Annotated in this window: 15 protein-coding genes; 7 read left to right on the forward strand and 8 right to left on the reverse strand. The window is 61.0% G+C overall.

The window, feature by feature from the left end:
• Positions 1–58: 58 nt before the first annotated feature.
• The 7 genes from cyoA (at position 59) to ACQ4WO_RS12185 (ending at position 6,827) form a co-directional block, all read left to right on the forward strand.
• On the forward strand, positions 59–1,042 hold the full coding sequence (cyoA, locus tag ACQ4WO_RS12155; RefSeq protein ID WP_046682726.1) for a ubiquinol oxidase subunit II: 984 nt from the start codon (positions 59–61) through the stop codon (positions 1,040–1,042).
• Positions 1,043–1,126: 84 nt separating this feature from the next.
• Positions 1,127–3,130, forward strand: coding sequence for a cytochrome o ubiquinol oxidase subunit I (cyoB, locus tag ACQ4WO_RS12160; RefSeq protein ID WP_436481650.1), 2,004 nt, complete (start codon positions 1,127–1,129; stop codon positions 3,128–3,130).
• The gene (gene cyoC, locus ACQ4WO_RS12165) at positions 3,123–3,761 is read left to right on the forward strand and encodes a cytochrome o ubiquinol oxidase subunit III (RefSeq protein WP_034788486.1); all 639 of its coding nucleotides are present in this window, start codon (positions 3,123–3,125) and stop codon (positions 3,759–3,761) included. The genes cyoB and cyoC overlap by 8 nt, the downstream gene beginning before the upstream one ends.
• Positions 3,758–4,144 (forward strand): cytochrome o ubiquinol oxidase subunit IV, encoded by a 387-nt coding sequence (gene cyoD, locus ACQ4WO_RS12170; protein WP_034748058.1) that lies wholly within the window; start codon positions 3,758–3,760, stop codon positions 4,142–4,144. Before cyoC ends, cyoD begins: the two co-directional genes overlap by 4 nt.
• Complete coding sequence (locus ACQ4WO_RS12175; protein ID WP_436481651.1) at positions 4,141–4,968, forward strand: SURF1 family protein; 828 nt, start codon at positions 4,141–4,143, stop codon at positions 4,966–4,968. Before cyoD ends, ACQ4WO_RS12175 begins: the two co-directional genes overlap by 4 nt.
• Positions 4,952–6,301, forward strand: a complete 1,350-nt coding sequence (locus ACQ4WO_RS12180) for an ATP-binding protein (protein WP_436481652.1) — start codon at positions 4,952–4,954, stop codon at positions 6,299–6,301. Before ACQ4WO_RS12175 ends, ACQ4WO_RS12180 begins: the two co-directional genes overlap by 17 nt.
• Positions 6,291–6,827 (forward strand): response regulator transcription factor, encoded by a 537-nt coding sequence (locus ACQ4WO_RS12185; protein WP_436481653.1) that lies wholly within the window; start codon positions 6,291–6,293, stop codon positions 6,825–6,827. The genes ACQ4WO_RS12180 and ACQ4WO_RS12185 overlap by 11 nt, the downstream gene beginning before the upstream one ends.
• A gap of 110 nt (positions 6,828–6,937) precedes the next feature.
• Here the strand turns inward: ACQ4WO_RS12185 and ACQ4WO_RS12190 are convergent, their stop codons facing one another.
• From ACQ4WO_RS12190 to ACQ4WO_RS12225, 8 genes are all read right to left on the reverse strand, one after another.
• A complete protein-coding gene (locus ACQ4WO_RS12190) occupies positions 6,938–7,522 on the reverse strand; it encodes a hypothetical protein (RefSeq protein WP_436481654.1) in 585 nt (194 codons plus the stop codon).
• Between the two features lie 28 nt (positions 7,523–7,550).
• Positions 7,551–8,036 carry a GNAT family N-acetyltransferase gene (locus ACQ4WO_RS12195; RefSeq protein WP_436481655.1) on the reverse strand — a complete coding sequence of 162 codons (486 nt, stop codon included), beginning with the start codon at positions 8,034–8,036 and terminating at the stop codon, positions 7,551–7,553.
• 2 nt (positions 8,037–8,038) lie between these two features.
• Positions 8,039–8,683 (reverse strand): putative DNA-mimic protein, encoded by a 645-nt coding sequence (locus tag ACQ4WO_RS12200; protein WP_436481656.1) that lies wholly within the window; start codon positions 8,681–8,683, stop codon positions 8,039–8,041.
• 56 nt (positions 8,684–8,739) lie between these two features.
• A complete protein-coding gene (locus ACQ4WO_RS12205; protein WP_436481657.1) occupies positions 8,740–9,105 on the reverse strand; it encodes a hypothetical protein in 366 nt (121 codons plus the stop codon).
• A 25-nt stretch (positions 9,106–9,130) separates the two neighbouring features.
• A complete protein-coding gene (gene phnE / locus ACQ4WO_RS12210) occupies positions 9,131–9,934 on the reverse strand; it encodes a phosphonate ABC transporter, permease protein PhnE (RefSeq protein WP_436481658.1) in 804 nt (267 codons plus the stop codon).
• Positions 9,931–10,743: a PhnE/PtxC family ABC transporter permease gene (locus tag ACQ4WO_RS12215; protein ID WP_436481659.1), complete on the reverse strand. Its 813-nt coding sequence runs from the start codon at positions 10,741–10,743 to the stop codon at positions 9,931–9,933. Before ACQ4WO_RS12215 ends, phnE begins: the two co-directional genes overlap by 4 nt.
• 11 nt (positions 10,744–10,754) lie before the next feature.
• A complete protein-coding gene (locus ACQ4WO_RS12220) occupies positions 10,755–11,567 on the reverse strand; it encodes a phosphonate ABC transporter ATP-binding protein (RefSeq protein ID WP_436481660.1) in 813 nt (270 codons plus the stop codon).
• A gap of 148 nt (positions 11,568–11,715) precedes the next feature.
• Positions 11,716–12,594, reverse strand: coding sequence for a putative selenate ABC transporter substrate-binding protein (locus ACQ4WO_RS12225; RefSeq protein ID WP_436481661.1), 879 nt, complete (start codon positions 12,592–12,594; stop codon positions 11,716–11,718).
• Positions 12,595–12,613: the final 19 nt, after the last annotated feature.

Here is a 12,613-nt window from a genome sequence, read left to right on the forward strand (position 1 = left end):
ACGCGCTCCAGTGAGAATACAGTACCATATCTTCATCCCCTGTACTGGACTTTCCTGTATGTTTTCATTAAAAGTTCGTCGCGGACTGCTTCTTTTACCTCTCGCATTGTTGGCTGGTTGCAATACGGTGGTACTGAATGCGTCTGGTGACATCGCAGTTCAGCAAGGCAATCTGATTGTCATCTCGACATTGCTGATGCTGTTGATTATCGTTCCGGTAATCGCCCTGACCCTGCTTTTTGCATGGCGCTATAGAAAAAACAATACCGCGGCCAAATACGAGCCGGACTGGGACCACTCGACTCGCCTCGAGCTGATTATCTGGGGCGCGCCCCTGTTGATCATTATCGTGCTGGGCCTGCTGACCTGGATCAGCACCCACACCCTCGATCCATATCGCCCATTGAGCCGTATCGACGCCAACCGTCCTATTCCTGCCAGCCACAAGCCGATGATCGTCGAAGTCGTGGCCCTGGACTGGAAATGGCTGTTCATCTACCCGGAGCAAGGTATCGCTTCCGTGAATGAACTGTACGCGCCTGTCGATCGTCCAATCCGCTTCAAGATCACCGCGTCGTCCGTCATGAACTCGTTCTTCATTCCCGCACTGGCAGGTCAGATCTACGCCATGCCGGGCATGGAAACGCAGTTGAATGCCGTCATCAACAAGCCTGGTGTCTACAAAGGCTTCTCCGCGAACTACAGCGGTGCCGGTTTCTCGGGCATGCGCTTCAAGTTCCACGGTGTCAATGATGCGGACTTCGACAAATGGGTGGAATCGGCACGTGCCGGTGGCGGCGCGCTGAACCGCGACGACTACCTGTCGCTGGCCCAGCCTAGCGAACGCGATCCGGTCCGCCGCTACAGCGCCGTGCCAAACGACCTGTACAAGGCAATCCTGAACCGCACCATCGTTTCCGACGCCCTGTGCGTGACGCCGGTCCAGCCATATAAGTTGACGATGGCAAATAGCCCGGTAGCGGCCGTAACGGCAGTAGTCGCTAGCGATGCAGTGGTTGAAAAGGGCGTTCAAGCCAAGTAACAACTGCATGAATCCCGCAGCGCATTGCGCTGCAGATACTGGCGCCGTTTGCCTGGCGCCTCCCTTTTTTCTCTGAGAGTAACAATGCTAGACCATATTGATCTGACGAAGCTTATATTCGGCCGTCTGACTTGGGATGCAATTCCATTTCACGAACCTATCCTGCTGGTGACCTTTGCCATGGTTGCCCTGGGCGGTATCGCACTCGTTGCGGCACTGACGTATTTCCGCGTCTGGGGTACCCTGTGGCGCGACTGGATCACCAGTATCGACCATAAAAAAATCGGTATCATGTACATGATCCTGGGTCTTGTCATGCTGCTGCGCGGCTTTGCCGACGCGCTGATGATGCGTACCCAGCAGGCAGTCGCCTTTGGCGACAATGCCGGCTTCCTGCCACCGCATCACTACGACCAGATCTTCACCGCCCACGGCGTGATCATGATCTTCTTCGTCGCGATGCCTTTCGTGACGGGTCTGATGAACTACGTGGTGCCGCTGCAAATCGGCGCGCGCGACGTGGCTTTCCCATTCCTTAACAACTTCAGCTTCTGGATGACCACCATGGGCGCCGCCCTGGTCATGGCTTCGCTGTTCGTCGGCGAATTCGCCCGTACGGGCTGGCTGGCGTATCCACCGCTGTCGGGCATCGTCGGCAGTCCGGACGTGGGGGTAGACTATTACATCTGGTCCTTGCAGATTGCCGGGGTCGGGACGCTATTGTCTGGTGTCAACCTGATCGCCACCATCGTCAAGATGCGCGCGCCAGGCATGACCTGGATGAAAATGCCGGTCTTCACCTGGACCGCACTGTGCACCAACATCCTGATCGTCGCCGCTTTCCCGGTGCTGACGGCTGTGCTGGCCATGCTGTCGCTGGACCGCGTTGCAGGCTTTAACTTCTTCACGACGGAATTGGGCGGCAACGCCATGATGTACGTCAACCTGATCTGGATCTGGGGTCACCCGGAGGTCTACATCCTGATCCTGCCACTGTTCGGCGTGTTCTCGGAAGTCGTCGCCACGTTCAGCAGCAAGCGTTTGTTCGGCTACGCCTCGATGGTGTACGCCACCTGCGTCATCATGATCCTGTCGTACCTGGTATGGCTGCATCACTTCTTCACCATGGGTTCGGGCGCCAGCGTCAACTCCTTCTTCGGCATCACGACGATGATCATCTCGATCCCGACGGGCGCGAAGATCTTCAACTGGCTGTTTACCATGTACCGCGGCCGTATCCGCTTTGAACTGCCTATGCTGTGGACGATCGGCTTCATGGTCACCTTCACCATCGGCGGCATGACCGGCGTATTGCTGGCCGTACCACCAGCTGACTTCGTGCTGCACAACAGCCTGTTCCTGATTGCCCACTTCCATAACGTGATTATCGGCGGCGTGGTCTTCGGTGTCTTCGCTGCGATTAACTACTGGTACCCGAAAGCCTTCGGCTACAAGCTCGACGTGTTCTGGGGCAAGTGCTCGTTCTGGTTCTGGTTCGTCGGCTTCTACCTGGCCTTCATGCCGCTGTACGTGCTGGGCCTGATGGGCGTGACGCGTCGTGTCAACCACTTTGAAGATCCATCGTTGCAAATCTGGACCATCATCGCCTGGTTTGGCGCCGTCTCGATCGCACTGGGTATCGCTTCCATGCTGATCCAGTTCTTCGTCAGCTACCGCAACCGTCACGCTCTGCGCGACGTGAGCGGTGACCCATGGGGTGGCCGTACGCTGGAATGGTCGACGTCGTCGCCACCGCCAGACTATAATTTCGCCTTCACGCCACAAGTGCACGAACTCGATGCATGGACTGACATGAAGAAACACGGTTACCAGCGTCCGACGTCCGGTTTCACGAAGATCCACATGCCGAAGAACACCTGGGCTGGTTTCGTGATCGCCGCACTGTCCGCACTGGTCGGTTTTGGCCTGATCTGGCAAATGTGGCTCGTCGCCAGCATTGGCTTCGTGATCATGATGGTTACCATCATCGTCCATACCTTTAACTACAAGCGCGATTACTACATTCCTGCGGAAGAAGTGGTCCGTACCGAAGACGCTTATACTAAATTGCTGAGCAGCCATGTCTGATACCATCGCCCATAACACCGGCGCCGCTGGCGCCGCACCAAGCACGCGCAGCTACTTTGTGCGCGAGCACCACCCGGAAAACGGCAGCCTGCTGGGTTTCTGGCTCTACCTGATGAGCGATTGCCTGATCTTCGCCTGTCTGTTCGCCACGTACGCCGTGGTCGGCCGCAGCTACGCGGACGGCCCGACGGGCGCCGCGCTGTTCGACCTGCCGCTGGTGGCCGTCAACACGGCCATGCTGCTGCTGTCGTCGATTACCTACGGTTTCGCCATGCTGGCCATGCAGCGCAAGCAATTGCGCAGCACCCTGGTCTGGCTGGGCATCACGGGCCTGTTCGGCCTGGCCTTCCTGTCGCTGGAAATGTATGAATTCATTCATCTGATCCACGAAGGCGCCGGTCCGCAGCGCAGCGCGTTCCTGTCGTCGTTCTTCGCCCTGGTCGGTACCCACGGCTTGCACGTGACGTTCGGCGTGATCTGGCTCGTGACCTTGATGTTCCAGTTGAACAAGCATGGCCTGACCCCGGAAAACGGCCGCCGCATGATGTGCCTGTCGCTGTTCTGGCACTTCCTGGACGTCATCTGGATCGGCGTCTTCACCTTTGTCTACCTGATGGGAGTGCTGCCATGAGCGACCACCACACACACGGCGATAGCCACCACCATGACAACCACGATCATGGCAGCCTGAAAAGCTACACGATCGGTTTCATCCTGTCGGTGATCCTGACGGCCATTCCGTTCTGGCTGGTGATGACGAAAGCCATCACCAACTCGGGCACCATGGGCCTGGTCCTGCTGGCGTTCGCGGCTGTTCAAGTCGTGGTACACATGGTGTACTTCCTGCACATGAACACCAAGTCCGAAGGCGGCTGGAACATGATGGCGCTGATCTTCACCATCATGATCGTGGGCATTGCCATGGCCGGTTCCCTGTGGGTCATGTACCACATGAACCACAACATGATGCCGGATCTGATGCCTGAGTACATGCATACGAAAACGGCTCCATGATGAGTAATACGCGCCCAAGCAACACCGGGCGCGCCCCTGGCGCCGCATCGCAAGATGCCGCGCCAGGCCCACGCGGCATGGTCGTGCGATATGCACTGGCCTTGCTGGCGGGGATCTTGTTTGCCGGTTTCTGTGCCTTGGGCACCTGGCAAGTCAAGCGCCTGTTCTGGAAGCTTGACCTGATCGAGCGCGTCGAACAACGCGTACATGCGCCCGCAACGGACGCACCTGGACCCGCAGCCTGGGCCAGCATCACGCAGCAAACGGATGAATACCGCCATGTGCGACTCTCCGGTACCTATCTCCCCATTTTTAATACCCTGGTGCAAGCAACGACGGCACTGGGCAGCGGTTACTGGCTGATGACGCCATTGCGCCTGGCCGATGGCAGCACCGTGCTGGTCAATCGCGGCTTCGTGCCGAAACGCGAAGGCATCGCCGCCAGCACGCCGGCCGGCATCGTGCACGTGGACGGCTTGCTGCGCGTCAGCGAGACGGGCGGTGGTTTCTTGCGCGAAAACAGTCCTGCCACGCAGCACTGGTATTCGCGCGACGTGGCCGCCATCGGCGCTTCGCACATGCTGACCAATGTGGCGCCATATTTTGTCGACGCGAAGGCAAAATCGGAAACGGCCAGCGACGCGCCCGTCGGCGGCCTGACCGTGATTTCCTTCCACAACAACCACCTCGTGTACGCCCTGACGTGGTTCGCGCTGGCCCTGATGGTGGCCGGCATCACGTGGTGGATCGTGCGCGAAGACAAGCGCCGCCGCGCGCGCCGTCGCGCCGGCACGCAAGAGAGTGACCATGCCGGGCAGGATTGAAATCCTGCCCAACCGCGAAGTGCTGGAGCGCGGTACGGTGGCGGCCGAGATGGAACATCCGGCCGGCCACCAGAACATGAAGCTGCTGATCCAGCTGCGCTGGCTGGCCGTGATCGGCCAGATCAGCACCATCTTCGGCGTGGGCGTGGGACTGGGCATCGCCTTGCCCGTGCCTTACATGCTCGAAGTGCTGTCCTGCCTTATCGCCTTCAATCTGGCCAGCCTGCTGCGCTGGCATGAACGCCAGCCCGTCTCCAACACGGCGTTGTTCCTCGCCCTGCTGGTCGACGTCGCCGTGCTGACGGCGCAGCTCTACCTGAGCGGCGGCATCAGCAACCCGTTTGCCTTCCTGTACTTACTGCAAGTCATCCTCAGCGCCGTGCTGCTGGAAGTGTGGTCGACCTGGATCATGGTGGCCATCACGAGCCTGTGCCTGGCCGGCCTGGCCTTGCTGCCCGGCCCCCTGATTCTGCCGATCGACCCCGAGCGGGGCTTTTCCAGCCTGTACGTGCAAGGCTTGCTGATCTGTTTCATTTTGAACGCCGCCTTGCTCGTGGTGTTTATCACGCGCATCAACCGCAACCAGCGCGCCGGCGACGCCAAGGTGGCCGACTTGCGCCAGCGCGCGGCGGAAGAAGAGCACATCATCCGCATGGGCTTGCTGGCATCGGGCGCCGCGCACGAGCTGGGCACGCCGCTGGCGACGCTGTCCGTCATCCTCGGCGACTGGCGCCGCATGCCGGAATTGAGCAAGAACAGCGAATTGCTGGAAGAAATCACGGAAATGCAGGCCCAGTTGCAGCGCTGCAAGAGCATCGTCAGCGGCATTTTATTGTCGGCGGGCGAGGCGCGCGGTGAATCTTCCGTGAAAACGACGATCAATACCTTCCTCAACGACTTGGTCGACGAGTGGCGCACCAGCCGTCCTATCCAGGGTTTCGAATACGACAACCGCATCGAGTACGACGTGCCCGTCGTCTTCGATTCGACCCTGAAGCAAACGATTTGCAACGTGCTCGACAATGCGTTGGAAGCGTCACCCGAGTGGCTGCGTTTCGAAGCGACGCGTGAAGCGGACGCCTTGCACCTGGTTATTACCGATGCGGGCCCGGGCTTCGAGCCGTCGATGCTGACGCACCTGGGCAAGCCGTATCAAAGCAGCAAGGGCAAGCCCGGTGGCGGCCTCGGTTTGTTCCTGGTGGTCAATGTCGCGCGTACCCTGGGCGGCACGGTGACGGCACGCAACCGGGTGCAGGGCGGGGCGGTGGTGCACCTGGCCTTGCCGCTGGCGGCCATCAAACTGGAAAGAGAAAGCGACCACCATGCAGGATGACCGTCTGTTACTGATCGTGGAAGACGACGCCGCGTTTGCCCGCACCCTGGGCCGCTCGTTCGAGCGGCGCGGCTATCAGGTCATCCTGGCCACCAATTTCGATGAGGCGAGCGCCTTGCTCGAACAGCATTGCCCCGACTACGCCGTCGTCGACCTGAAGTTGAATGGGAACACCTCGGGCCTGGCCTGCGTGCAGATGCTGCACCAGCGTGACCCGGACATGCTGATCGTCGTGCTGACCGGCTACGCCAGCATCGGCACGGCCGTCGAAGCCATCAAGCTGGGCGCCTGCCAGTACCTGGCGAAACCGTCGAACACGGACGACATCGAAGCAGCCTTCGGCCACGTGGCCGGCAACGCCGACATCGAACTGACGAACCGCGCCACCAACATCAAGACCCTGGAATGGGAACGCATCCACGAAATGCTGGCCGAGACGGATTTCAATATCTCGGAAACGGCCCGCCGCCTCGGCATGCACCGGCGTACGCTGGCGAGGAAGCTGGAAAAGCAGCGGGTGAAGTAGTTACTGCGCAGTCTGGTCGTTGTCGAATCAGAGGCGCCAGGAGGTTTTTAAGACAGGATGCCAATCGGGATGAATGGCGTGCTTGAAATCGCGCTTATCCGGATTCGCCATCAATGATCTGCGGCTTGCACGGCGACGCCCGACGTGACCAGGACTTCATGTTCATAGGCGCCCAGATGGCCATAATGGCCTTTGGGACTGAGATAGCCCACGATATGCACGCGCGGCTGCTGACAGCTTGAGTTGGGTGCCACCAGACCGATGTCGCGCCATGCAACGCCGCCGAAGGAGTTGAACCACCATGCGCCGGCGTCATCGTCCAGCTCAGCATGGACCGGTTGGAAAACGCTCTTTTCAAAGCCCCGCGACCAGACGCCATCGCGCTCGATGGCACAGTAGCCATAGCTTGCCATGATGTTGGCACGTTCGGACGGATGATCGCGCCAATAGCGTTGGCCATTCGTGTAGGCATCGCGCATGGCGGCCGATTGCGTCACGATCCCGCCCGATGGATGAATCAAGCCTTCAAAGAACCATTGTGCGTAGTCGGCTGGCGGCGTGGGTAGTTGCTTGTCCGTCGTCTGTGTTTGCGCAAACGCATGCGCATATTCAAGAACGATATCGGGAATATGCGCTGCGCTCGCCTTGCCGGCAAGGACAGTCAACAGCAGGAGTGTGGAGATAGATCGCAGCATCGCTTTGCACCTTTCCATTAGTTAATGCTTATACGGGCGCCCGCCATTCCATCTTCTGCACCTGGATATGCGGATGGCTTTCCAGCGCTTCCCATACCGGTAAAAACACAAAGCCCTGTTTCCGGTAAAACGCGGCCGCGCGCGCGTTCTCCAGTGCCACATCGAGCACCAGGCGATGATGGCCATTGCCGACAGCGCATTGTTTCACGGCGTCGACCAGGCCTTGCGCCACGGCCATGCCCCGATATTCCTGATGTACCCACATGGCGATCAGATGGCACTCGCCATTGCCGGCCACCACTTGCGCGGCCAGACCGATGGGCTGTTTTCCATCGAAGGCGAGGAAAAACGTGCGCCGGGGCGTGCTGACGGCGCGCTGCTGCCAGTCGGCATCGGAAAAACCGGCCGCGTTGGCGTGGCTGGTGCCGAAGGCCGTGGGGGCGTCGAGCAGGGCGGCCAGGCGCGCGGCTTTCAGGGCCGGCCAGTCGCTGGCGGTGGTGGGGCGTATCAGCATGCTCAATTGAAGACGATCGCCGTCTTGTGCTCGATGCTGAGCCTGCATGCCTCGTAAGCGGCCAGCCAGGCGACCAGTTCGCGTTCCAGGCCGTCTTCGGCGTCGATGCGCGCATTGATGCGGGCCGCTTCTTCATCGCTCAGTTCGTCGCCCAGCAGGAATATGCCCAGCGCGGGTGCTACCGTGACCAGTTCAGCGCGCAGGCTGTACGAGGAACCCAGCATGCCGCCCAGCAGAGCGTGTTCCTCATCGGCAAAAATGACTTCCTCGAAGACGAGAGGGAAATAAAAACCTTCGCAATCGGAATGGCAGATCAGGTGGCTGTCAAAGTCATCCTGCGCAGCATCGAGTACCGGATCGTCCGTTGCATCCTCGTTTTCGGCCAGTGGCGTGGCACGCCATTGCGCATCGAGGCGCGCATGGGCATACGCGCGGCGCAGGGTGTGCAGGAAGCTGTATGGAAAGGAATCGAGCACGACGCGCGAGTCCAGTTGCGGCAGCGTGGCCGGTTCGATGTGCTGTGGCAGCCCTGCCTTTTGCAGCAGCAGATTGGCTTCTTCCAAAGCGGTGACGAGCCACTGCGCGCCTTCCGGGTCTTCTTCCTGCAGGTCGGCAAGGGCGCCGACCGAAATTGCCAATCCCATCATGAACTCCTCTAGTTGCAGCTGCGCATCAGTCTAAACCATTTGCCTTTGATCATCATTTACGATTGATCCCACACTTCGATGGTCAGCAGTTGACCCGGTTCACAGGCGGCGATGCGGTCCTGGTGCACGGTAATGCAGCCGGGCCAACCGGTGAGCCGGTCCTGCGGAAATTCGCCATCCTGCGCCTCGGCGATGCCCGCCTGCAGCAGGGGCACGACGACGTTCGCCAGCGCCGTGTAGCGGTTGGGAAAGCCGTTGAAAGCCAGCTGGGTCGCCCTGCCTTGCTGGCACAGTTGCGCGATCCAGTCGGCGCCGAACAGGCCCGCTTCCCACGTAGCGAGAAAAGCGTCCTTGTTGACTTTCGTCATGTCGGCCATTTGCTCCGGCGTGTCTGTCGAGATAATGGTCCACCAGCCTGACATGGATTTTCCTTGTGAAAAGTAATAATTAACGGGTCATCGCGCGGCGCAGCAGGTAGCTGAGGCCATCGACGGCGGCCACCATCAGCAGCATGGCGACGATGACGGTGGCGGCGTTCTGCATCTGGAACAGCGACAGGTGGTATTTCAGCATTTGCCCCAGGCCACCCGCACCGACGACGCCGAGGATGGCGGCGGCGCGGATATTGTTTTCCCAGCGGTACAAGGTGTAGGACATCATCTGCGGCCCGCACTGCGGCAAGGTGGCGTACAGGAAGGCCACGGCAGGACGCGCGCCATTGATGCGCAAGGTGGCGGCCGGCAAGGGCGGGCAATTCTCAAACGCATCGGCAAACAATCGGCCCAGCACGCCCATCGTGTGCAGCGCCAGCGCCAGGGTGCCCGCGAACGGGCCCAGGCCGGCGGCGATCAGCAGAATCGAAGCCCATACCAGTTCGGGAATCGAGCGCAGCACGTTGAGTATCGCGCGCGTGGCATTGCGCGCCACGTTGCCAAAACGGCCGCTGGCGGGCAGGGCCAGCAGTGCGCCCACGAGTGCCGCGATCACCGTGCCGATGGCCGACATGGCCAGGGTCTCGAACGTGGCGACGCCCACTTTCATGAGGAAGTTGGGCGCCAGCTCGGGCGGGGCGAAGCCGTGCAGGAAGTCGGCGCTCGTGCGCCCGGCGTCGGCACTGAAGAACTCGCCCCATTTCAGGGGCAGGGTGGCAAAGCTGGCGATGACCAGCAGCAGCAAGCCGGCCAGCAAGGCCCAGGTCGACCAGCGCACGGGCGACGGGGTGGGCAGCATGGCGTCAAGGTGATGCTTCATGCCAGCCTCCGGCGCAACATGGCGGACACGGCGTCGGCACCCGCCACCAGCAGCACGAACACCATCAGCATGGTGGCCAGTTCATTTCCTGCCATCATCTTCATCGATTCATCCATGCGCTGTCCCAGGCCGCCCGCGCCGACGAATCCCATGACGACGGAGCCGCGGATCGCGCATTCCCAGCGGTAAATCGTGTACGACACCAGTTCGGCGGCCGACTCGGGCAAGGCGCCGTACAGCAAGGCTTTCAAGCGGCTGCTGCCATTGTGGAGCAGGGCGTTGCAGGCGGACGCATCCGACGATTCCAGGATTTCCGCGTAGACCTTGCCCAGCATGCCGCAATAGGTGAACGCAATGGCGATCACGCCCGCCGTCGGTCCCAGGCCGACGATGCGCACCAGCAATAATGCCCAGACCAGTTCCGGCACGCTGCGCAGCAGCACCAGCAGCGCGCGCACGGCGTGGCGCACGCTGGCAGCCAGCGGCGACACTCGGCCAGAGCCGATGCGCGAAATCGACAGCCGCTCAGTCACCAGCAAGGTCAAGGGGATGGCGCCCAGCATGGCCAGCGCCATGCCGGCCGTGGCCATGGCGATGGTTTCCCAGCTGGACACAGCCACCAGTTGCAGGAATTCCGGCGAGTGGGCGGGAGGCACGAAGCTGGCGATGAATTGCCAGGTGGCGGCCAGGCTTTGCGCATCCCATAAAATCCACGGCTTGAATTCGGCCTGCACCAGCATCGGCCACAGCACGAGCAGCACGACGGCAGCGCCAGTCAGGCGGCCGCGCCAGGCGGGGTCGCGCGGCATGGCGGCGCTCTTCAGCAAAGGGGCCTCGCGGCGTCCAAGTTCGCTTCCACGGCCTCGAATTGTGGCGCGGGGTCGGCCTTGTTGCGGTACAGCTGCTCTATCATCGCGTCGCTGACCTTGGCGCCAGGCAAGTCGAAGACGATCTGGCCATCACGCAGTGCGACGATGCGCGTAAAGCAGGCGCGGGCGATTTCCACCTGGTGCAGGCTGCAGATCAGGGTGGCGTTGCGTTCCGTTGCTTCGGCCTGCAGCACATGGATCGTCTGCAAAGCCAGTGTGGGATCGAGCGCGGACAAGGGCTCGTCGACGAGGAACACTTCCGCGTTTGACACGAGCGCGCGCGCCATGCCGCAGCGCTGGCGTTCGCCGCCGGACAGGCGGTCGACACGCGCATACAGTTTGTCTTGCAGGTTGAATTTACCGAGGGCTTCCCACGCGGCGCGCGGATCGGCCGGCGCCAGCAGCGAGCGGATGGCCGTCCACAAACTCCATTGCGGCAAGCGGCCTGCCAGCACGGCGTTGACGACGCGCTGGCGCGGCGGCAGCGGCGGCGTTTGCGGCGCCAGGAACAGGCGCGCGCGCAAGGCGTGGCGCGCGGCGCTGCCGATCTGCCACGGAGAACTGCCCAGGATGCTCAAGCTGCCCGATTCGGGGCGCAGCGCACACGCCAGGGTATGGAGCAAGCTGGTCTTGCCCGCGCCGGAAGGGCCGATCAGGGCGATCTGTTCACCTTGAGCCACGTCCAGGTCCAGCTCGCGCAGCGCCAGCGCATTGCCGGCGGCGCCCGCGTGGTGGACGCTGACCTTGTGAAGTTGGAATGTCATGCGATGTTTCGGTTTTTTCGGGAGCGGTGTCGGATTAGGTCATGCAACGGCAGCGTAGGTCGGATTAGCGGTGAAGCCGCGTAATCCGACACAGCAGCGTAGGTCGGATTAGTCCGCAGGACGTAATCCGACAGGTTCGGCAATAAAGTTACTTCAACAGCTTCGCATCGCGCGCGGCCGCTTCGATGTCCTTGTAGTTCTCGGCCTTGGTCGGGATGAACCTGGTGGCGCGCTGCAGTTCGAGGATTTCCTTGCCTTCGGCCGTCGATGGGTCCAGTGCCAGGAAGGCGTCCGTCAGTTTCTTGCGCACGGCGGGGTTCATGTCGGCGCGCACGCTCCAGTTGTAATCGTAGTAGCCTGGCGTCGTGTAGAACACGCGCACCTTGCTTGGGTCGACCTTTTTCGCTTCGACCAGTTTTTCCCAAACAGAAATGTTCAAGGTGCCCGCATCGACCTTGCCGCCGGCCACTGCCGCCACGGTGGCGTCATGCGCGCCGGAAAACGCGATGCGCTTCATGTCCGTGTCCGGGTTGATCTTGGCGGCCAGCAAGTAGTAGCGCGGCATCAAGTGGCCCGAGGTCGACGATTCCGAGCCGAACGTGAAATTCTTGCCCTTCAGGTCGGACAGCTGATTGATGTCCTTGCTGGTGGTCACAAAAACCGAGCGGAACTTCGTGTCTTCCTCGCGCTGCACCAGCGGGACGATCTTGCCGCCGCTGCGCACGTTCGCTTGCACGAAGGTAAAACCGCCGAACCAGACCATGTCGAGCTTGTTATTGATCAAGCCCTCCACCGACGCCGCATAATCGGTGACGGGCGTAAATTCCACCTTCATGCCCAGCTTTTTCTCCAGGTAGCTGCCCAGCGGCTTGAACTTGCGCTGCAATTCCGTCGGCGCTTCGTCGGGAATGGCAGACACGCGCAGCACTTGCTGCGCCTGCGCCAGACCGCTATGGATGGCCAAGGTGGCGGCGACGGTGGCCAGGATGGCGGGGAATTTGGAAAATGAGTTGGAGAACGTGGTCATGGGAATGCCTTTGCAAAAA

Source organism: Janthinobacterium aestuarii (genome assembly GCF_051380835.1).
In the GTDB taxonomy this organism is placed as follows: Bacteria; Pseudomonadota; Gammaproteobacteria; order Burkholderiales; family Burkholderiaceae_D; genus Janthinobacterium; species Janthinobacterium aestuarii.